We start from the raw sequence: 18853 nt of genomic DNA, 5'->3' as shown, positions 1-18853 counted from the left end.
TGATAACGTCCACATATGGAGACGGGCCCTCAATCAGGAATCCAGCAATCCGCCGTTCGATTGTCCGATTGCATCCACTTGATGCAAGCGGACCTGGTACATGCCAACCCCACGCCGGAGAACCTGGGGCACCCTGTCTCGGACGTGTTGATGTACGACCCCCTGGACCACTGGTCCAGCGTGGATGACCGCATCATCCTGGCCGTCGGATGCACCTACGGCTCACCGGATTTCGATCAACTCCTCCACAGGGCAGCAAACAGCAACGCCGCCGCGGTGATCGTGAAAGCGCATGGCGCAAAGATGGAGCAGCTGCGATCGGCAGCGGTGGGATACAGCATGTCCGTGCTGGTGGCGCCGGACGACGCCGACTGGACAAAGCTGGTGGCACTGGCCAGGGCCTCAGTCATGGGTGCAGCGGCCGACTCGGTGGCCGGGGTCCGACTGGGAGACCTCTACGCTTTTGCCAACGCAGCGGCCTCCATCACCAACGGCGCCGCGAGCATCGTGGATCCGCTTGGCCGGATCCTCGGCTATTCCACCTTGCCTGGCCAACCCATCGATGAGCTCCGGCGCATCACCACACTCACCCTCGAGGAAACCACACCACCGGCTTTCGACCAGGATTTCAAGATTGTCTACGCCGCCCCGGGAGCGGTGCTGGTGCCAGCGCCCGACGACGGCATGGCCCGCCTTGCGCTGGCCGTCCGGGCCGGGGGCGAGCTGCTCGGTTCCATCTGGATCATCGATCCCGGCGAGGAAAACCGGGCTGCGGCCCTGAATGCACTGGACCGGATGGCGCCGTTGGCCGGTTTGCACATGCTGCATGCCCGCTCCGCCTCGGACTTCGGGGAGCGCCGCAATGCGGACCTCATCCGTACGGTCATGGACGACGCTCCGCATGCCTCGTTCGCCGCTGCCCAACTGGGCTTGGACGCCGCCAACGGCTTGGCCGTGGCCGCCTTCTCGATCGTCCGCCCGGAGACCGGAAGCCTGGAATCGGTGCGCGACATCCACCGGCTGCTGCACTTGGTGACCACGGTCTGCAACGTGCAGTTCGGCACCGGGCACAGCGCCCTGCTCGGCTCGGTGGTCTACGCGCTCCTGCCCTGCAAGGGGAACCCGCCCCGGGCCGTGCATGGGCGGATCATCCAGGAAATTGAGGCGTACTCACACACCATCAGCCCGTTCCCGGTCATCGCTACCGTAGGGGGCATAGCCCCAGGAATCGAGGACCTTCCCCGGTCCCGGTCCGAGGCCATCCAGACCTTGAACCATCTGATGAACCTGCAGGCGCGCGGCGGAAAGACGGCCGGCGCCGGGAAGGCACCGGGAGTAGCCCTCTATGAGGACTTCCAGATCCCGTTGAACCTGCTGAAGATCGGGGCATTCATTGAGGAGAACGGACTGGGCGGAACAGACGAAATCGCCAGGATCCAGGCCCGGGACGCCGAGCAGCAAACGGACTACCTGGACACCCTCCGCGCCTACCTTGCGAGCAACGGTAATATCTCGGCCATGGCCGCCCAACTCCATGTCCACAACAACACAGTCCGCTACCGCGTGACCCGCCTGGCCGAGGACTTCAACCTGGACCTGGCGGATCCGCAGAAACGGCTGTGGTTGTGGCTGCGCCTGACCACCATGGACCTTGCCTCCACGTAACTCCCGCCGATTTTGACCCCGCGAAGCCTGAAGGCTACCGGATGATCGGAAGTCCCGCCGTCGGGAAGACGCTGGGGAAGATCGACGGCGGTGGCACCGGCACCGTTTCCAGCGGAACCAAGACGGTATCCGCACCGACAGTGACCACCTGCTCCCGCACGTTCACTTGCAACGGTTCGTCGCTGTAGTCCGGCCCGGGGATGAGTGTGAGCTCGATGGAACCCTGCGCCAGGTCCACTGCAAGCAGGCGTCCCTGGACCTTGAGGCGGAAGGACAGGCCTTCCCATTCCAAGGGGAGGCGTGGATCGAAGCGCAGCACCTCACCCTGGTCCCGCATGCCGGCGAAGCCACAGACCAAGGAGCTCCAGATCCCTCCGGTGGAGGCGATGTGGACCCCGTCGATCGTGTTGCCATGTGAGTTGTCGAGGTCGATGAACAGCGCCTCGGTGAAGTGCTGGAGCGCGACGTCGCCGTACCCCACCTCGGCGGCCATGATGCCCTGCACGCAGGCGGACAAGGTGGAATCACCTGTGGTGATGGGATCGTAGAAGTCGAAAGCGCGCTGCTTCTCCTCGGCCGAGAAGTCCTGCCATTGAAGGAACATTGCCAGCACGGTATCGGCCTGTTTGAGGACTTGGTGCCGGTAGATCACCAACGGGTGGAAGTTCAGCAGCAGCGGGTACTTGGACTTGGGTGTGTTCCAGTCCCACGGCTCAAGGGTCATGAAGTCGTTGTCCTGGCTGTGGAGCTGGAGGTGTGGATCGTACGGAAGGAACATCCGCTCGGCTGCCTGACGCCACACCAAACGCTCGGTGCCGGCAATACCCTCGTGCTCCAACGCCGCGGCGGCACGGAGGTTAAAGCGCGCCATGACGTTGGTGTACAGGTTGTCATTAACCACGGCAGTGTACTCATCCGGGCCGGTGACACCGTGGATGTGGAACATTCCGTCCTTGCCGAAGAAGCCCAGCGAAGCCCACATGCGTGCTGTCTCGATCAGCAGGTCGGCACCCAATTCCGCGCGGAAGGTGGGATCTGCACTGGCCCATTCATAGCGGTTGGCGGCGAATGCAATGGCCGCGGCGATGTGGAACTGGGCCGTACCGGCGGCATAGTAGGCGCTGGCTTCAAGCCCGTTGATGGTCCGCCATGGGAACAGCGCTCCGTCCACGCTGAGCTCCTTGGCCCGCACCCGCGCGTCGGGCAGCATGGCGTGCCGCGATTCCAGGACCTTCCGGGCTCCGCAAGGATTGGTGTACGTCAGGTACGGCAGGAGGTAGATTTCCTGGTCCCAGAAGTAGTGGCCCTCGTAGCCGGAACCGCTCACACCCTTGGCGGGGATTCCGGCAACACCGGCACGCGCGGTTGCCTGCGCCAGCTGGAACAGTCCCCACCGGACCGCCTGCTGCATCTCCGGCTGGCCACCGATCAGGATGTCGGCCGTGGTCCAGTATTCGTCGTAGTGCGCTTTGCTCTGGGCCAGGATGTCGGCGAACGGTACCAGCTTCGCTTCGGCTTCCGCCGCCAGGCTTTCTCCGCGGTCTTCGGCGTCCGTGGAACCTGCCACCAGGTAACTGACCGTTTTCTCCAAACGGAATGTGTCGCCGTGGTGGATTGCCAGAACGTAGCGGACGGATGAGTCGTCCTCGCCCACCAACGTCTCGAATGGCTGGCCTTCCGCGGAGATCCAGTGATCCACGGCCATGGCCACGCGCTGGCGTGATTCGGCGGTTTCCCATGCGAGGCGCAGGGAGCCGTCAGCACCCTGCAAATGCAACGGCAGCAGGACCCGGCCGGCATGCCGGCCCGAACGGCGGGGGTCGTGGGCCGACTGGTCCTCCACAGGCTGGTCCTGACGGTTCACGACGCCGGAAGTGATGTCCGCGGACACGTCCCGGTCAGCAGTCAGGGACAGCTCCAGGCCAAGACATCCGCGGGAATCGAACCCCACCGCCCGGCGCTCCACCGTGGTGACGGTCGCACCCGAACGGCAGGCCCACGTGATGCTCTCTTCGTAGACGCCGGTGGAAAAGTCCACGCTGCGGCTGTAGTCAGTCACCGTGGACTCAGCCAGGCTCAGGGCCTCGCCATCGATGGACACGGTGAAGTTGTTGGCATCCGGAACGTACACAATCCGTTGGCCGGTTCTGGCGAAACCATAAGCATTCTCGGCGTGCTTGATGTCCCAGATCTCGTGGAAGCCATTGATGAACGTGCCGGGCAGTTCGCCGTCGCCCGCTGTTGAGTGCGAGCCGCGGATACCAAGGTGGCCGTTGCCAAGTGCGAACAGCGTTTCCAGCGTTCCCTCGTCACCAAGGACGTGGATATTCTCCACGAGCTTCCAGGGCTCACAGGGGAAGCGCAGCCGATCGGAGCTGATGAGTGCCATGGGCGGTTGAAATCCTTCGAAAAAGTAGGGTCAGAGAAGATCGTTGAGGTCGTCCACCACCAACGTGGCACCGGCGTCGAGCAGGGTTTGGCGGCCCGCCCCGCGGTCCACGCCGATCACGGCGTAAAAGTTGGCGCCTGCGCCGGCCTGCACCCCGGACACCGCATCCTCCACCACGATGCATTCCTCCACGGGGACGCCCAGCAGGCCTGCTCCATAGACATAGGTGGCCGGGTCAGGCTTGCCGGGAAGCCCGACGCCGGCAGCCACCTGGCCGTCCACCACCACCTCGAAGTGGTGGTCCAGGCCGGCGGCCTTCAGGACGGCAGGGGCGTTGCGTGAGGAGGACACGACAGCTACCTTGAGACCCAGTTCCACCGCGGCATTGATGAACTTGACCGAGCCTTCAAACGGCTCCACGCCGCGGGAGTTCACGATCTCGTTGAAGATGGCATTCTTGCGGTTGCCCAGGCCCTGCACCGTGACGTTGTCCGGGTGGTCGTGGACCGGGCCTTCGGGCAAAGTGATGCCGCGGGATGCCAGGAAATCCCGGACACCGTCGAAGCGCGGCTTACCGTCAATGTGGTCGAAGTAGTCGCTCTCCTGATACCCCTGCGGGTGTCCCGTTTCGGCCAGGTAACCGTCGAACAGCTCCTGCCACGCCTGCTCGTGCACCACGGCAGTAGGCGTCAGCACGCCGTCGAGGTCGAACAACAGGGCCGAAGCACCCGTCCAGGCATTACGAAGATCAGTCATATGCAGTATTCCGTTCAGCGCTTGCGGCGCGTGGTTTTGCGTTCGATGAGCTTGGTATCGAGCAGGTGGTGGGCGGGGTTTCAGTATTCACTGGCACGTTCCCGGGCAGATAAACCGCGTTTCCGGAACGCCGTCAACGCACCGAACGCGGATTCATCGCCATGGGCTAAAGCCGCCGTGGGCCTCGCGCCACGGGCAATGGGTTCCGGCATTGCCCGCTCAATCACAACGGGGTGTTGATAGCTTGAGAGAACGGCCAAGGCCCCATGGCCCAGCCCCAGCAGGTGTTGGGGTGCCTGCCGGGCTGCGTGTTCGTCATCGATACCTTCATTGTCCCACGGAACATTTACCATGCCCACGCTGCCTGTAGCCAGCCCGGATGCCTCCAGGGCGAAGAACCAGGCTGAGGCGGTCGAGGCCCTGCAATGCACCACAGCCTCAACCCTTTCCCTGTTCGCCTGGCACCTTCACGAGACCCGAACCGGATCACCAGCCAAAAGTGTAAGCGCTTACAATTTTGTCATTCAATAGTGTGCAGTCGAATGCGAAATTGTGACGAGAATCGCACCACGAGGTTGATTCCGGAGCCCGGATGCCTTCTAATCCGGGCTCCCACCCAGAGCTTTACCCCAGCACGTAGAACTTCAAGAAGGCGCTGACATCCACCAGCTCGGGCGGCTCGATCCTGTGGCCCATGCCCGGATAGGTCCGTGCGGTCAGGGCCACGTTGGCTTCCAGCCACTCGGCAGTGTGGGCAATCGCGTCCTCATTGATCACGGGATCGGCCTTGTCCCGGCCCCAGAAGAACGGCGGCGGGGTGTCGAAGGACTCGCTCAGGGCAAGGAGGTCGTTGTCCAGCACAAAACCGGACAGGCCCACCGTGGCCTTGAAGGCGTGGGGCCGCAAGCGCAGGAGCGTGCTGGCCATGGCCATGCCCTGCGAATACCCCAGCAAGCTGACGCTGCTGTGGTTGTCCTTGACGGAGTTGATCCAGTTGAACACCGAGTTGGTGGACGCGATGACATCAGCAAAGTCGTTGGTCAGGAAGTAGTCCAGCAGGAACCAACCGTAATGGTCGCCGATCACTTTGGGACCGCGAAGCGCAGCGCACGTGAACTCGCCTGGCAGATGCGGGAAGAGGTCCACCATCCGCTGTTCGCTGGTTCCATACCCGTGCATCATCACCAGCAGCGGAGTGCCCTCGCGCTGGTTTTCGGGCTTTGACCACACCACTGATTCCATGGGCATGAGCCTAGTAGACTGGCGCCATGACTCCGCAGGAACTGGCCAATCTGGCCCATCTGCGGCGCGCCCGCGACTTCATTGACCGCGAGTATGCGCGTCCATTGGACGTGCCCACCATGGCCGCCGGCGCCCTCATGTCCCCCGCGCATTTCTCCCGCCAGTTCAAGGCCGCCTACGGGGAATCGCCCTACAACTACCTCATGACCCGGCGGATCGAGCGGGCCATGGCCCTGCTCCGGGCGGGGACCAGCGTCACGGACGCCTGCATGGAAGTGGGCTGTACGTCGCTGGGATCCTTCAGCACGCGTTTCACGGAAATCGTAGGCATCAACCCCAGCGAATACCGCTCCCGCGAACACCACGCCGTCAAGGCCATGCCCAACTGCATTGCGAAACAACACACCCGCCCTGAAAGAACCAGCAAAGGCAGGATTCCCGCTCTTGAAACACTGAGCAGGATTGAAGAAGCGCCCACGTCACAGCTGCAATAGCGTGTGGTTCATGAACATTTCATTGAAGTACGCACATGTCACTGTCAACCGACGTGGATGAGTCGCTCGCCTTCTACCGCGACGCCCTGGGTTTCGACGTCCGGAACGACGTCGGCTCGGACGGCCAGCGTTGGGTCACCATCGGCAGCGATGCCCAGCCGGATCTTGAACTGGTCCTTTCCCCGCCGCACGCCGGCCGCTCCCAGGCCGACGGCGACGCCATCCAGGAACTGCTGACCAAGGGCGTCATGCCCATGCTGGTATTCACCACAGATGATCTGGACGGCACGTTCGAGAAACTCCGCGCGTCCGGAGCCGAGGTACTCCAGGAACCGATCGACCAACCATGGGGTCCGCGCGACTGCGCCTTCCGCGATCCCTCCGGCAACATGATCCGCATCAATCAGGGCTGACGGCGGCCCACCGGCAGGCGGCTGCTGTCCAGCTCGGTTGCCACAGGCCCAGCGGGCCGGTTGTCACAGACTCAGCAGTCCGGCGTCGGACCTTTCGTCATCCTGATGGGTCGACGCGATGGCGGCGGACACGACGTCGGACAACCGGCGCCGCTGGCTGTACGCCTGGCGTTGCAGCCGTTCGCCGGTGCCCCGGCGGAGGATGTTGGCCACACCTGCCCGTGCGAGCGCGAGATCGCCGGCCCTTGTTAAAGCCACTCGAACGTGCCGGAGCAGGGCGCCCACAACGTCCGCGGCGGGGTAGGGCCGCTGCTCCAGCGGGTGCAACAACTGCTGGTTGATGCCAAAGCGGCTGGCCTTCCAGTTCGCCATGCGGATGACCGGCGTCAACGTGCTTGACGCCGGCTTACCCTGCCGCCACCCAGCCGCAGATGTCTCCACCAGGGCACGGGCAATGACGGCAATGGTGAGGGCGTCTTCGGCGTACAGGCAAACGTCGGCGATCCGCAGTTCAACGGTGGGGTGCCCCCTGGAGAGGCGGGCATCGAAGTAGATCATTCCCTCATCCAACGGAACGCCCGTCCCCAACAGCTCGGAGAGCATCGCCTGGTAGCCCTCCGTTGAACCGAAAACGTCCATGGGGCCGGCCGTGGGCCACCTGTTCCAGATCTGCGTGCGGTAGCTGGCAAAGCCCGTGTCGGCTCCCATCCAGAAAGGAGAATTGGCGCTCAAGGCCAGCAGGACCGGCAGCCAGTGCCGCATCCGGTCAAGGACTGCGACCCCTTCTTCCGGTGATTCGATGGACACGTGGACATGGAAACCGCAGGTGAGCTGCTCACGGGAAATCAAGCCGAACTCCGTCCCCATCGCCGCGTACCGCTGGTTGCCCAGAGTTGGTGTGGCGTGGAAGACCGGCGGGGTTGCCAACGCCGCGACGCGCGCACCCACGGCTCGTGCGGCTTTGTCAGACAACGCCCGACCGGCACGGATCTCGGCCCTGAGTTCGGCCGCAGTCCGGCAAGGACGCGAGTTGACCTCCACCTGCTCCTGCTTGAACTCGGACTTCAACGTCGCGCTCCCGGCACCGGCTTCCTCGGCGCCGGCCTTCCCGCCGGTTGTTTCTACGGTTCTTCCTCCGTAGAGGGGAGCCGCAACGTCCAGGATGTCTGCGGCCAACGCCAATGGCGTGCCGTCCGCGGGATCCGCGATCAACAGTTCCTCTTCAACACCAAACGTGCGCATAGCCACCCTCCCGCTGTTGGTTGTTCAGAGACGGCGGTCACCCAACGTGGCGTGGAACCTCCATTTGGAAACCGCAACGGCAATGCAGCACCTGCGTCTGCAAGTACACCTCCAGGAGGCTGGGGCTTTCCGGATCATCCGTGGTCCGGGGCGCCTCAATCACCCGCTCGGTGGGACGTCCCAAGGTCATGGGATCGCCGCAATGGGTGCAACTGAACCAGAGTCCCGCTGCGGAAGTGGAGAGGAATTCCCGTTGGATCTCAGGCACCAAGGCCTCCAGCCGGACAGCGTGGGCGTAGAACGTATCGCACTCACTGCAGGTGTAGCTGACTTCTACTACCTCGGACTGATTCGGCTGGGCTTCAACCACGGTTTCAACAAAAATGTACGAATCAGTGCCGCATACTGTGCACCAGGGCCGCGCTCCGGTCTCACCGGTTGCGGGATCCGTCCCTCTGGCAGGCTTCGGGACGGGCAGGGATCCAAGCGTCATTGCCATTCTCCTTTTACTTCTCCAAGGAGCCGCATGCATGCACGGAGAGCCGGCCGAAAGCGGCCACGGCTAAGAGTGCAGTTCTTGGACCATCCGTGATGGCACCAGGTGACATGAGGTTCCAAGGGCTATCTGCTTAACCCACCTAAAATGTAGTTCACCAGTGGTGCGCGTCACAAGTCACGGCCTTGCGGCCGGGAGTCCGCCTGCCTGGCTCAGGGCTCGAAATGGGCCACAGGAGCCTGCTTGGACACACTCTGGACCAGTGACTCTGCGACCTCCCGCAGCTTCTGGTTCCGGGTGCTGGAGGCCTTCTTCAGAATCTGGAATGCCTCTTCCTGGGTGCAGCGGTTCTGCCCCATGATGATCCCGCTGGCGAGGTCAATGACGGTCCGGGATTGCATGGCATCCTGGAGATCGTCAGCGTGCTGCTGCTTTACTCCTATGCGCACGGCCAACCGCAGCGAGCGTTCGGCCTGGCTTGCGTACAGCTCACAGTTTCGGATGGTGGCTTCGTCGTAGACTCCGGCATGGGGAGCGAAGAAGTTCAGTGCAGCAGTGGCTCCTTCGTCCAGCTCCAGAGGGACGCAGAGGGCTGAAAGATGGCCTCGCGCGGCGATGACAGCACAGTATTCCGACCACCGCACTTCGGTGGAAGTGTCCGGAACGTGCACGGTGGTACGGCTTCGCATCGCCTCCAGACACGGCCCATCGCCGTACGCCTGCTGAATTTCGTCGATCAACCTGGCTTCGGGGGTACTCCCGGCCACCGTTGCCGTACGGCGTCGCCGGCTAAGGGTGATGCCGCAGTGCACAGGCATGCCAACGGCCTGGGACACAGCCGCTGCCGAAAAGACCGCTAGTTCTTCCAGGAATCCGCCCACGTCCTCGCTGTCGATGACAAGGTCCTGGAGACGGTCAGGTACCGAATCGTCGTCAGACGCTGAGGCGGCATCAGGCAGCACCAAGTCAACGTTCATTTCGCTCATGCCTTAGTTTACGATCGTCCGGGCCGGGCTTGTCACCCCCGTCAGGAATGGTGGCAGAATCCTTGCATCTACGGTGCAGCTATGTGCACAATCTAGCTACAGTCCCCACGAGGACCAGGCTTTCCCAGCTCATGCAGACGGGCGTCCCGCATTTTTCCATGCAGAGGTGCAGACCATGCCGGCCCAGCCAGCGTCCAGAATCCCTGACGAAGCCCATCAACCGCCTGACGAGCCCCTTTGGTGCAAGCGCTGCAATACAGACAAGCACCTTCTGGTGAACTCCATCCAGTCGCACTATCCACCCGCGCCCAACATGGTTGATGTCGCCTACGAGTGCCACGCCTGCAGGTACGCCTATCAACAGGTTGCGTCTGTCCAAAGGGTTGCGCTGGTACTGAACCGTCCAGGCGTCTCCCAAGGTGTGCTGCAGTTCGGCGGCCAGTATCTGCATTGCGGCGAGCCCATGAAGACCAAGAGCTGCGAGCTTCGCCGGATCCAAGCCCCCTTGGTCCTGAGGCCCGGCGGCCAGTTGAGGATGTACGAGGTCCTGATCAACACCCGCATCCTCGGATGCCACTGCGGCTTCCGCATGGAGATCCCGGAATGAGGATCCGCGGCCGCAACACCAGTTCTGGAGCTACCGGGAGGGACAGCATGCACACAGAACCACAGAGGAAAGACACTTCGACAACCGGCTCGCAGCCCAGGACGGCCAGCAGGCGGAAGCTTCCCGACCCGCCGGATCCAGATAATTTGCCCATCGACTACCGGAACTCCGGATGGGACACCACCTGGTACCCCTCGTCCGTCCCGGAAAGCCTCAGACCGCACCGCTCGTCGCGTCAAAGGAGCTCCTGACCATGAGCGAATTCCCACCGGACCCTTCGCACCCGGACCCCACCCGCGAACCCGGACCTACACCCGAGCCTGTTCCCTTGCCGGAGCCTGGACCACCGCCGGTTCCTGACCCCACACCGGGACCCGCGGTGCCATCCCCGCCCGGGCACGGGGAACCGCACGCTCCCCTGACGTAAGGGGAGCTGGACACACCTCCGCACGGGCAGGTAACAACCGGTCACGTTCACAGACCGGATCCTGGCAAAATCCCCCAGTCAGGATCCGCACGAGGGCATGTCGCGCTACAGGGAGCGCGGCATGCCCTTTGCCGTGCCCGGGGACGAAACGGATACCTCCAGCGATCTTTGTTTATGTTGATTTCTCTTGACTAACCAACATAAACAAAGATAGAGTCAAGCAATTCCACATCGTTGTGACAGCAGTCACTGAAGTGGCCGTCCTGAAGACCTGGCTTGACCGCAATGGAGGGTAAGTGTTCGCCGAAGAACGCCAGCAACTGATCTCCGCACTCGTCGCAGAGCGCGGACGGGTGAGCGTCACAGACCTTGCCGACCGTTTCAGCATCACCACTGAGACAATCCGCCGCGACCTCGCGGCCCTCGAAGTCTCCGGGAACCTGCGCCGCGTCCATGGTGGCGCGGTACCTTCCGACCGCCTGAGCACCCGCGAGGAAAGCATCCTTGAACGGGCGGTACAGCGGCAGGTGGAGAAACTCCGCATCGCAAACGCCGCCCTCGCGCTGATCCCGGAGCTCACAACAGGCAGCATCCTGCTGGACGCAGGTTCCACCACGGAAACCCTTGCAGACCTGCTGGCGCAGCGGACACCCGCGGCCAACGGAAACGATGAACTCGTGGTGATTACCCACGCCATTCCGATCGCAGGAAAACTCTCCTCCACCCCGGGTATAGCACTGCAGATCCTTGGCGGCCGGGTCCGCGGGTTGACGCAAGCCGCCGTCGGGCAGTCCACGGTGGAAGCCGCGTACAAACTTCGCCCGGACATCGCTTTTGTGGGCGCCAACGGCATCCACGCAACCTTCGGCCTCAGCACCCCCGATCCTGAGGAAGCAGCGGTAAAAGCCGCTTTCGTCACCTCAGCCCGCCGCGTGGTGGCCCTGGCCGATTCTTCCAAGCTGGACTCCGAAACGCTGGTCCAGTTCGCCACCTTGAAGGATGTCGACACCTTGATTACAGACAGCCAACCATCCGCAGAACTCGCCGCGGCCTTGGCCGACGCCGGCGTAGACGTGGTGATCGCATGATCGTCACCTTGACCGCCAACCCCAGCCTGGACCGCACGGTGGAACTCCCCGGCGCCCTGGCCCGCGGCGAGGTGCAGCGCGCCGTGGCCGTCCATCAGGAATCGGGCGGAAAGGGCGTCAACGTTTCACGGGCCCTCGTGGCCTCCGGCCTCGACACCGTGGCAGTCCTTCCAGGCGCGGATTCGGACCCGGTCCTTTCCGGACTGCACGACGGCGGTGTGCCATTCGCGGCGCTGCCCATCGGCCAGGCGCTGCGCAGCAACGTCACCCTCACCGAACCGGACGGCGTCACCACCAAGATCAACGAACCCGGCCCGGAGCTGAGCGAGGAACAGCAGGAAGCCCTGATCGGGCTGCTGCTGGAACGCTCCCGCGGCGCCAGCTGGGTGGTACTCGCAGGGTCGCTCCCACCAGGAGTTCCCGCGGATTTCTACGCCACCATCGCCCGTCGGCTCCGGTCGATCCCGGATGGAACGGCCTCCCCAAGCATCGCCATTGACTCCTCCGGGGCGCCGCTTGCGGCGGCTTTGGTGGGCGATGCCTCCGGGAAGCCGGACCTCCTGAAGCCGAACGCGGAAGAGCTCGCAGAGCTTGCCGCCGCCGCCGGTTTCACCAGCGTCTCCACTGCTGACGAACTGGAAGCGGATCCGGCCAAAGCCGCTGAAGCTGCAGCCGCCGTCGTCGCCAGCGGTGTAGCCGCCGTTCTCGCAACACTCGGGTCCAAAGGAGCAATCCTGGTGACGGCGGACGGAGCGTGGCTGGCCACGCATCCGCCCATTAAAGCCGTCAGCACGGTAGGCGCCGGGGACTCTGCACTGGCCGGCTACTTGCTGGCTGCAACCCAAGGCGGCTCCGCGCAGGACTGCCTTCGTCAAGCCGTGGCGCATGGTGCCGCTGCTGCCTCCCTGCCGGGCTCCACTGTCCCGGCAGTCCACCAGACAACCCCCAATGCCGTAACCATCACGGCCCTCCAGAAGGACTCACAGTGACCCAGCTGATCACAACCCAATTGGTCACCCTCGACCAAAACCTGGGCGACTCCCCTGCCGACGTCATCCGCGTCCTGGCCGGCAAAGTTGCCGCCACCGGCCGTGCTTCCGAGGTTGAAGGGCTCTTTGCCGACGCCTTCGCCCGCGAGCAGAAGACCGCAACCGGCGTCCCCGGCGGCATCGCCATCCCGCACTGCCGCTCTGCTGCGGTCCAGGAGCCTGCTTTGGCCATGGCCCGGCTGTCCCACAAGGTGGACTTCGGCGCCAAGGACGGCCCGGCAGACCTGATCTTCTTCATCGCAGCCCCGGACGGCGCAGACCAGGAACACTTGAAGCTGCTGTCCAAGCTGGCCCGGTCCCTCATCAAAAAAGACTTCACGGCAGCACTGCGTGCGGCGTCTTCCCCTGAAGAGATCGTTGAACTGGTTGATGGCGCCTTGGCAGACAAGCCGGCTGCCGCACCAGCCGCTGCCGCTGCTCCTACAGAAAGCTCGACGACGACTGCCGCACCCAAGCGCATTGTGGCGGTGACCGCTTGCCCCACGGGTATTGCACACACGTACATGGCTGCTGACTCGCTGGTTGCCGCGGCCAAGGAAATGGGCGTGGACCTGCAGGTGGAGACCCAGGGTTCCTCAGGCGCCAAGCCGCTGGACCCGGCCGTGATTGCAGCAGCCGACGCGGTGATCTTCGCCGTCGACGTTGATGTTCGCGGCAAGGAGCGCTTCGCTGGCAAGCCGGTCATCAACGCTCCCGTCAAACGTGGCATCGACGAACCCACCAAGATGGTCCAGGAAGCACTTGCAGCTGCCGAGGATCCCCGCGCACGCCGCGTTCCCCATGCCGGGGCCGAAGAGCAGGCTGAGCGTGCCGAGGAGGAGAAGGGTGAACACATTGGCCAGAAGCTGAAGCGAGCACTTCTCACCGGCGTCAGTTACATGATTCCGTTCGTGGCCGGCGGTGGTTTGCTGATTGCCCTCGGCTTCCTGCTGGGCGGCTACGACATCACTGAGGTAGCGGACAAGGTGGTGCTGGAGAACAACTTCGGCAATCTGCCTGAAGGCGGACTCGCCATCTACCTTGGTGCGGTCCTGTTCAAGATCGGCGCCCTGTCCATGGGCTTCCTGGTCCCGGCATTGGCTGGATACATCGCCTACGCCATCGCCGACCGGCCCGGTATTGCACCCGGCTTCGTCGCCGGTGCTGTATCAGGCTTCATGGGCGCAGGGTTCCTCGGCGGCATCGTCGGCGGCCTCCTGGCCGGCTACGTCGCGCATCTGATCGGAACCTGGCAGGTACCCCGCTGGCTCCGTGGCCTCATGCCCGTCGTCATCATCCCGCTGCTTGCTTCCATCGTCGCGTCCGGCTTGATGTTCCTGGTCCTCGGTGGTCCCATTGCCGGCCTTACGGTGGCTCTCAACAACTGGCTCACCGGCATGAGTGGCGCCTCCGCTGTAGTTCTCGGCATCATCCTTGGACTCATGATGTGCTTCGACCTCGGCGGTCCGGTCAACAAGGTTGCCTACGCCTTCGCAGTTGCCGGCCTGAGCGCGGGCAGCGCAGACAACCAGGCTCCGTGGCTGATCATGGGCACAGTGATGGCGGCCGGCATGGTTCCGCCGCTGGCCATGGCCCTTGCCACGGTCCTGAACAAGAAGCTCTTCACCCTCAACGAGCGTGAAAACGGCAAGGCGGCCTGGCTGCTGGGTGCATCCTTCATCTCCGAAGGTGCCATTCCCTTCGCTGCAGCAGACCCCCTGCGGGTCATTCCCGCCAGCATGGTGGGCGGCGCCCTGACCGGTGCACTCTGCATGGCCACGGGAGTAACTTCCCAGGCTCCCCACGGCGGTTTCTTCGTCTTCTTCGCCATTGGCAACCTGCCGATGTTCATCATCGCCATCGTGGCTGGAATGGTGGTCAGCGCGTTGGCCGTCATCGCCCTCAAGCGCTTTGCCGTCAAAAAGCCGGTGGAAGTGGAAGCAACCCCGGCAACCGCCAGCGTCTAAAACTCCGGCGTCCAAAACCCAAGCGTCTCAACCCATCAGCGGTCTAGACTTCCCACAACGCCACCTCCCACAACCGCCAGCCTTCACAAAAGGAGCACCAATGCCAGAACGTACAGCCACCATCGCAAGCCGCGTCGGCCTCCACGCCCGCCCTGCAGCCATCTTTGCCGAGGCAGCAGGGGACCTGGACCTCGATGTCACCATCGCCCGCCAGGGTGAACCCGCAGATGACGCCATGGACGCGGCCAGCATCCTGTCCCTGATGAGCCTGGGCGCCTCCCACGGTGACGTGGTGGTGCTGCGCGCCGAAGGTGAAGGTGCGGACGCCGCCCTGGACAGCCTGGTGAAGATCCTGGAAACGGACCACGACGCCGAGTAGGGACACGCAACCCTCAGCGCTGCGCAAAGAGCCTGGCGACACCCGGATTCGGGTGTCGCCAGGCTCTTTTTGTGCTGTCGGCGTCCGCAGCCACAACGGGTTATGGATCGGCGAGCTCGTCGAGATGGCGAGCGAGCACGCCGGGCATCTGACTCGACTCCGGCAGTTCCCCGCTCCACAGCCCATGCATCGCGATTCCGTCAAGAAGGGCACGTAGCCGCTGCGCTTCATACTCTGGATCACGCTCGCTGTTGAACTGACCCGCTTCAGCCAGTATTTGTACCGCTGCGTGGCATGCGCGCCCTACTGCGTCGCTTAGCCTGGTCGCAGCAGGACGAAGCTCGCTGTCGGTAAGGGAGAGAACGCCGAGTTGGACTTGCGCAACCAGTTCCAAGCGTCGCTCTTGGTCGAGAGGGAGCAACTGCAGCAGCAACCCATCAACCAGCGCGCGGCCGGTCAGCTCCAGCGCGGAGACCCTGGCGGTGACCCGGTCCTCAATGAGTTGCAGGCAGTACTCCCTGAGGGCATGCTGCGTGGCAAAGGCCCGCCGCAACGAAGCGGCGGCAATGCCCGCTTCCGCTGCAACCCCGCGCACAGACAGGCCCTGGAGCCCATCACGTTCAAGGACACGTAATGAAGCCTCCGCAATCGCTGCGGTGCGTGCCTCTGCGTCGATTCTCCGGGGCATGGCGTTTCACCGCGAAGAAGAAGCAGCAGCGGGCACGGCTCGGGCGGCCTTCTTCGGCCAGATCGTGTAACTCACTGCCCAAAGGAAGTCGATGGCGAAGATGATTCCCAGAATGCGAAAGAATTCCGAGAGCGCTGAGGTTCGTTCCGCGTCGTTGACCAGCAGAATGATCGCTCCCAGCGTGGCAGCGGCGATGACCACTGCCAACGCCGTAAGGATGACATCCCGCCAGCATTTGGCCGTGTAGCGGGTTCCTGTGAGTTTTTCCGGCGCGGGGCCGCCGGAGAACCGGTGTTGGAAGTGCGCATCGGCCCATGCCACCATGCGTTTGCCGTACGCGATGGAAACGCCAATGTAGATCGCCGCCAGTCCGTGCTGCCATGAGGCTGTTCCCCCGCCCAGGAGATCGACTGCCACCAGGGCAAGCAGGACAGCATCGATCACCGGAGCAAGGATCAGGAGAGCGCTGCCAAGGCGGGGTTTCCGCAGCAGATACCGCGCTGCGAGCCCGGCGATTATCGCCACCCAGAACGCAACTTCGCACACCACGATCGCGATCAGGATCATTTACCGCTCCTCAACGTTTTTCCGGCCGAGCTTTATTAGTACGAGTGTACTCATAAAATGCGCTCGAGCGGCCGACGTCAGGACTTGGCGGCCACCTCTGGCTGCATCTTCGGCATTTCGCCATTCAGGTAGGCCGCGATCGATGCTTCCGTGGGCTTCACGTCCTTCAGTTCTCCGGAGAGGTAGGCCTCGATAATCCGCGGATCCACATAGGAGGAGCGCGCCACCGAGGGGGTGTTGCCCAGGAGTTCCGAGGCCTCCTTGATGGCCCGCACAATGGCTTGCCTGGGGGTTCCCTTGTGTCCGGACTTGATGAGGCAGAGGGCAGCGGCAGCAGTGCCCTTCCATGTCCTGAAATCCTTGGAGGTGTACGCCTCCCCTGAGATACCCCGGAGATACTCATTGATCATGGACGCGTCCACGGAGACCCACGTTCCCTCCGAGAGGTAAGCCAGCAGGCGTTCCTTGCCGGGGCGCTCGGCCAGCGGTTCCAAAAAGGCGGCCAAGGCGGGGTCGCGGATGGACTTGTCCCACAGTTGTCCGCTTTTGCCCGGGAACTTCAGGAAGACATCATGCCCTTCCACCCGGGCATGACGGCATCGAAGCGTGGTGAGCCCATAGGAGCCGTTTTGCTTCATGTACACCTCGGAGCCAACCCGAAGGGCGCCGAGGTCCATCAGCCGCACTGCCGCGGCAAGGGTCTGTTGCCGCGGATCTTCGGTGTTCTGCAGGTGGACGGTGACGTTGCGCCGGATCGCCGGCAGGACCAGTCCCAGCTTGGCGGCCCGAATGAACTTCTCGGTGTCCTTCCGCTCCCGCCACGTGGGGTGGTAAATGTACTGGCTGCGCCCTGCATCATCGACGCCCGTGGCAAGGATGTGCCCATTCTCGAAAGGACTGATCCACACATCGGTCCATGCAGGCGGGATCGCCAGCGCATTGATGCGCTGGCGATCCTCTTTGCTGACCAGGCTCCCGTCGGGGTGCCGGTAGCTGAACCCTTTTCCCACCTTACGGCGGACGATGCCGGGCTTGGACAGGTCAGTGCGCTTAAGTCGTGGCACAGTTCTTCCGCCCTACTCGTGATCGGCCCGGCCCGTTGTGTTCTAGGCCTCGTCCGGATCCGTCACTGCAGCGCCGGCGTTCATGATTTCCGCGTTGATCATCCACACCAGCTGCTCAAGGCGGGAGATGAATGCGTGCAGCAGGTCCGCCGTCGTGGGGTCTTCCTCATCCACTTCGTCATGGACATCGCGCATTGTCTGGACAGCACGCTCCACGCGGTCAGTGACCAGCTTGACCGCATTCTTGGTGTTGACCAGGCCTGCCGGGAACTCCTCCAGACGCGTGCCCTTGGCGATGGTCGCACTACGGCCATCAGGCAGGGCGTGGAGGGCCCTCATACGCTCGGCGGTGTCGTCAGCGAATTCGCGCGTGGCAACTACCAGCTCGTCCAGCTGGAGGTGAAGGTCGCGGAAGTTTGGCCCCACTATGTTCCAGTGCGCCTGCTTGCCTTGAAGCTGTAGCTCAATAAGGTCTGTCAGGACGATCTGAAGGTTGTCTGCAAGCTGCTGTGACGCTTTCATGTGTTCCTCTCATAGACGTTCATGTGAGCCTAAAACGTGCCACAAAGTCATCTGTGGCAACTGCCCAATCATCAGGTGACGACTTCAATAAGCCTTTCATAAGGAAGCTTAGTAGTACAATGGGAACAGTTAGTGTTCACGACTGGCGAACCCGCACTCCGGAGGACCGCCGGCAGGCAATAACGGCAAAGGCACTTTGAGGCGGCGGAACGCCTCCAAGTACCGGCATAACTCAATCGAAGTAATCGGAATGCATAGTTGGGAACCGGCGACATTAGTCAAAGATTCCCCCAGAAAGGAATGTGCTGACCATGAATACACTTCTGATCATTGCTGGTGTAGTAGCAATTGTTCTTCTCTTGGTAGGCGGCTTTACCGAAGCACTGAGCTGGCTTCTGTGGGTAGGCGTCGTCCTCCTCGTCGTCGCAGCCATTGGCTGGCTGCTGAGCTTTATGTCGGGCCGCAGGGGACATACGGTCTAGACGGGACAGGGTCGAACGCCGGAGGCAGTGCCTCCGGCGTTCCTGCTCTCCACGCCGAACCATTCCCAGCGCCGAGCCGGTCCCACGCCGCAGCAACCCCCGCCCTGGACTACTCTCGGACCGGGCCATCACCGGTGGCCGGGGGCGGCGGGGCAGCATCAGGGTCCTTTGGCGTCGGGAACTCGTCGCCGGGAGCGTCAGGCACCCCCTGAGCGGGCCGCTCCGGAGTCTCGCGTTGATCTCCCTGGCCAGGCATTTCCTGTTCGGGGGTAGGCGTTCCGTAACCCCCGGGTTCGTTGTCCGGGTCTACCCGATGATCGTCCTGACTCATTGTTCCTCCTTGAAAATCCG

Annotated in this window: 20 protein-coding genes and 1 pseudogene; 9 read left to right on the top strand and 12 right to left on the bottom strand. The window is 63.2% G+C overall.

The window, feature by feature from the left end; translation table 11 throughout:
* Nucleotides 1-81: 81 nt before the first annotated feature.
* On the top strand, nt 82-1665 hold the full coding sequence (locus tag ABQM86_RS02380; protein WP_369745842.1) for a PucR family transcriptional regulator: 1584 nt from the start codon (nt 82-84) through the stop codon (nt 1663-1665).
* A gap of 34 nt (nt 1666-1699) precedes the next feature.
* Here ABQM86_RS02380 and ABQM86_RS02375 read toward each other — a convergent pair whose 3' ends face one another.
* The 4 genes from ABQM86_RS02375 to ABQM86_RS02360 form a co-directional block, all read right to left on the bottom strand.
* Complete coding sequence (locus ABQM86_RS02375; RefSeq protein ID WP_369745841.1) at nt 1700-4054, bottom strand: glycoside hydrolase family 65 protein; 2355 nt, start codon at nt 4052-4054, stop codon at nt 1700-1702.
* 30 nt (nt 4055-4084) lie between these two features.
* Complete coding sequence (locus ABQM86_RS02370; protein WP_207595930.1) at nt 4085-4810, bottom strand: HAD family phosphatase; 726 nt, start codon at nt 4808-4810, stop codon at nt 4085-4087.
* Nucleotides 4811-4890: 80 nt separating this feature from the next.
* Nucleotides 4891-5244 carry a hypothetical protein gene (locus tag ABQM86_RS02365; RefSeq protein ID WP_369745840.1) on the bottom strand — a complete coding sequence of 118 codons (354 nt, stop codon included), beginning with the start codon at nt 5242-5244 and terminating at the stop codon, nt 4891-4893.
* 190 nt (nt 5245-5434) lie between these two features.
* Nucleotides 5435-6052, bottom strand: coding sequence for an alpha/beta hydrolase (locus ABQM86_RS02360; RefSeq protein ID WP_207597425.1), 618 nt, complete (start codon nt 6050-6052; stop codon nt 5435-5437).
* A gap of 26 nt (nt 6053-6078) precedes the next feature.
* Here ABQM86_RS02360 and ABQM86_RS02355 point away from each other — a divergent pair, with 26 nt between their 5' ends.
* On the top strand, nt 6079-6546 hold the full coding sequence (locus ABQM86_RS02355; protein ID WP_280626063.1) for a helix-turn-helix transcriptional regulator: 468 nt from the start codon (nt 6079-6081) through the stop codon (nt 6544-6546).
* 10 nt (nt 6547-6556) lie between these two features.
* Nucleotides 6557-6959, top strand: a pseudogene (locus ABQM86_RS02350) (VOC family protein).
* 63 nt (nt 6960-7022) lie between these two features.
* Here the strand turns inward: ABQM86_RS02350 and ABQM86_RS02345 are convergent.
* The 3 genes from ABQM86_RS02345 to ABQM86_RS02335 all read right to left on the bottom strand — a co-directional run bounded on the left by ABQM86_RS02345 (nt 7023) and on the right by ABQM86_RS02335 (nt 9683).
* Nucleotides 7023-8201 (bottom strand): glutamate--cysteine ligase, encoded by a 1179-nt coding sequence (locus ABQM86_RS02345; RefSeq protein ID WP_337340731.1) that lies wholly within the window; start codon nt 8199-8201, stop codon nt 7023-7025.
* A gap of 37 nt (nt 8202-8238) precedes the next feature.
* Nucleotides 8239-8694, bottom strand: coding sequence for a hypothetical protein (locus ABQM86_RS02340; protein WP_207595925.1), 456 nt, complete (start codon nt 8692-8694; stop codon nt 8239-8241).
* 215 nt (nt 8695-8909) lie between these two features.
* Nucleotides 8910-9683, bottom strand: coding sequence for a GAF and ANTAR domain-containing protein (locus ABQM86_RS02335; protein ID WP_207595924.1), 774 nt, complete (start codon nt 9681-9683; stop codon nt 8910-8912).
* Nucleotides 9684-9858: 175 nt separating this feature from the next.
* On the opposite strand from ABQM86_RS02335, the gene ABQM86_RS02330 reads away from it, so the two are divergent.
* The 5 genes from ABQM86_RS02330 to ABQM86_RS02310 all read left to right on the top strand — a co-directional run bounded on the left by ABQM86_RS02330 (nt 9859) and on the right by ABQM86_RS02310 (nt 15179).
* On the top strand, nt 9859-10290 hold the full coding sequence (locus ABQM86_RS02330) for a hypothetical protein (RefSeq protein WP_207595923.1): 432 nt from the start codon (nt 9859-9861) through the stop codon (nt 10288-10290).
* A gap of 723 nt (nt 10291-11013) precedes the next feature.
* Nucleotides 11014-11805 carry a DeoR/GlpR family DNA-binding transcription regulator gene (locus ABQM86_RS02325; RefSeq protein WP_280626056.1) on the top strand — a complete coding sequence of 264 codons (792 nt, stop codon included), beginning with the start codon at nt 11014-11016 and terminating at the stop codon, nt 11803-11805.
* A complete protein-coding gene (locus ABQM86_RS02320) occupies nt 11802-12794 on the top strand; it encodes a 1-phosphofructokinase family hexose kinase (protein WP_207595921.1) in 993 nt (330 codons plus the stop codon). The genes ABQM86_RS02325 and ABQM86_RS02320 overlap by 4 nt, the downstream gene beginning before the upstream one ends.
* Nucleotides 12791-14800, top strand: a complete 2010-nt coding sequence (locus ABQM86_RS02315; RefSeq protein WP_280626052.1) for a fructose-specific PTS transporter subunit EIIC — start codon at nt 12791-12793, stop codon at nt 14798-14800. The genes ABQM86_RS02320 and ABQM86_RS02315 overlap by 4 nt, the downstream gene beginning before the upstream one ends.
* A gap of 100 nt (nt 14801-14900) precedes the next feature.
* Nucleotides 14901-15179, top strand: coding sequence for an HPr family phosphocarrier protein (locus ABQM86_RS02310; RefSeq protein WP_017197107.1), 279 nt, complete (start codon nt 14901-14903; stop codon nt 15177-15179).
* A 100-nt stretch (nt 15180-15279) separates the two neighbouring features.
* Here ABQM86_RS02310 and ABQM86_RS02305 read toward each other — a convergent pair whose 3' ends face one another.
* The 4 genes from ABQM86_RS02305 to ABQM86_RS02290 all read right to left on the bottom strand — a co-directional run bounded on the left by ABQM86_RS02305 (nt 15280) and on the right by ABQM86_RS02290 (nt 18020).
* Nucleotides 15280-15867, bottom strand: coding sequence for a TetR/AcrR family transcriptional regulator (locus ABQM86_RS02305; protein WP_207595917.1), 588 nt, complete (start codon nt 15865-15867; stop codon nt 15280-15282).
* A gap of 6 nt (nt 15868-15873) precedes the next feature.
* Nucleotides 15874-16434: a hypothetical protein gene (locus ABQM86_RS02300; RefSeq protein ID WP_207595915.1), complete on the bottom strand. Its 561-nt coding sequence runs from the start codon at nt 16432-16434 to the stop codon at nt 15874-15876.
* Nucleotides 16435-16511: 77 nt separating this feature from the next.
* Nucleotides 16512-17498, bottom strand: coding sequence for a DNA topoisomerase IB (locus tag ABQM86_RS02295; RefSeq protein WP_369745839.1), 987 nt, complete (start codon nt 17496-17498; stop codon nt 16512-16514).
* Between the two features lie 42 nt (nt 17499-17540).
* Nucleotides 17541-18020 carry a Dps family protein gene (locus ABQM86_RS02290; protein WP_024819119.1) on the bottom strand — a complete coding sequence of 160 codons (480 nt, stop codon included), beginning with the start codon at nt 18018-18020 and terminating at the stop codon, nt 17541-17543.
* Nucleotides 18021-18331: 311 nt separating this feature from the next.
* Here ABQM86_RS02290 and ABQM86_RS02285 point away from each other — a divergent pair, with 311 nt between their 5' ends.
* Nucleotides 18332-18502, top strand: a complete 171-nt coding sequence (locus ABQM86_RS02285) for a hypothetical protein (RefSeq protein ID WP_207595912.1) — start codon at nt 18332-18334, stop codon at nt 18500-18502.
* A 109-nt stretch (nt 18503-18611) separates the two neighbouring features.
* Here the strand turns inward: ABQM86_RS02285 and ABQM86_RS02280 are convergent, their stop codons facing one another.
* Nucleotides 18612-18833, bottom strand: a complete 222-nt coding sequence (locus tag ABQM86_RS02280; protein WP_369745838.1) for a hypothetical protein — start codon at nt 18831-18833, stop codon at nt 18612-18614.
* Nucleotides 18834-18853: the final 20 nt, after the last annotated feature.

Origin of the sequence: Paenarthrobacter sp. AMU7 (assembly GCF_041200195.1) — a bacterium.
Taxonomy (GTDB): Bacteria; Actinomycetota; Actinomycetes; order Actinomycetales; family Micrococcaceae; genus Arthrobacter.
Note: the sequence above shows the minus strand (reverse complement) of the source record. Positions and strands in the feature narration are given on the sequence as shown.

What these genes read in the sequence shown, in the direction of transcription:
- ABQM86_RS02380 (WP_369745842.1), top strand. Translation starts at nt 82, where the DNA reads ATGCAAGCGGACCTGGTACATGCCAACCCCACGCCGGAGAACCTGGGG.
- ABQM86_RS02375 (WP_369745841.1), bottom strand. Translation starts at nt 4,054, where the DNA reads ATGGCACTCATCAGCTCCGATCGGCTGCGCTTCCCCTGTGAGCCCTGG.
- ABQM86_RS02370 (WP_207595930.1), bottom strand. Translation starts at nt 4,810, where the DNA reads ATGACTGATCTTCGTAATGCCTGGACGGGTGCTTCGGCCCTGTTGTTC.
- ABQM86_RS02360 (WP_207597425.1), bottom strand. Translation starts at nt 6,052, where the DNA reads ATGGAATCAGTGGTGTGGTCAAAGCCCGAAAACCAGCGCGAGGGCACT.
- ABQM86_RS02355 (WP_280626063.1), top strand. Translation starts at nt 6,079, where the DNA reads ATGACTCCGCAGGAACTGGCCAATCTGGCCCATCTGCGGCGCGCCCGC.
- ABQM86_RS02345 (WP_337340731.1), bottom strand. Translation starts at nt 8,201, where the DNA reads ATGCGCACGTTTGGTGTTGAAGAGGAACTGTTGATCGCGGATCCCGCG.
- ABQM86_RS02340 (WP_207595925.1), bottom strand. Translation starts at nt 8,694, where the DNA reads ATGACGCTTGGATCCCTGCCCGTCCCGAAGCCTGCCAGAGGGACGGAT.
- ABQM86_RS02335 (WP_207595924.1), bottom strand. Translation starts at nt 9,683, where the DNA reads ATGAGCGAAATGAACGTTGACTTGGTGCTGCCTGATGCCGCCTCAGCG.
- ABQM86_RS02330 (WP_207595923.1), top strand. Translation starts at nt 9,859, where the DNA reads ATGCCGGCCCAGCCAGCGTCCAGAATCCCTGACGAAGCCCATCAACCG.
- ABQM86_RS02320 (WP_207595921.1), top strand. Translation starts at nt 11,802, where the DNA reads ATGATCGTCACCTTGACCGCCAACCCCAGCCTGGACCGCACGGTGGAA.
- ABQM86_RS02310 (WP_017197107.1), top strand. Translation starts at nt 14,901, where the DNA reads ATGCCAGAACGTACAGCCACCATCGCAAGCCGCGTCGGCCTCCACGCC.
- ABQM86_RS02305 (WP_207595917.1), bottom strand. Translation starts at nt 15,867, where the DNA reads ATGCCCCGGAGAATCGACGCAGAGGCACGCACCGCAGCGATTGCGGAG.
- ABQM86_RS02300 (WP_207595915.1), bottom strand. Translation starts at nt 16,434, where the DNA reads ATGATCCTGATCGCGATCGTGGTGTGCGAAGTTGCGTTCTGGGTGGCG.
- ABQM86_RS02290 (WP_024819119.1), bottom strand. Translation starts at nt 18,020, where the DNA reads ATGAAAGCGTCACAGCAGCTTGCAGACAACCTTCAGATCGTCCTGACA.
- ABQM86_RS02285 (WP_207595912.1), top strand. Translation starts at nt 18,332, where the DNA reads ATGAATACACTTCTGATCATTGCTGGTGTAGTAGCAATTGTTCTTCTC.
- ABQM86_RS02280 (WP_369745838.1), bottom strand. Translation starts at nt 18,833, where the DNA reads ATGAGTCAGGACGATCATCGGGTAGACCCGGACAACGAACCCGGGGGT.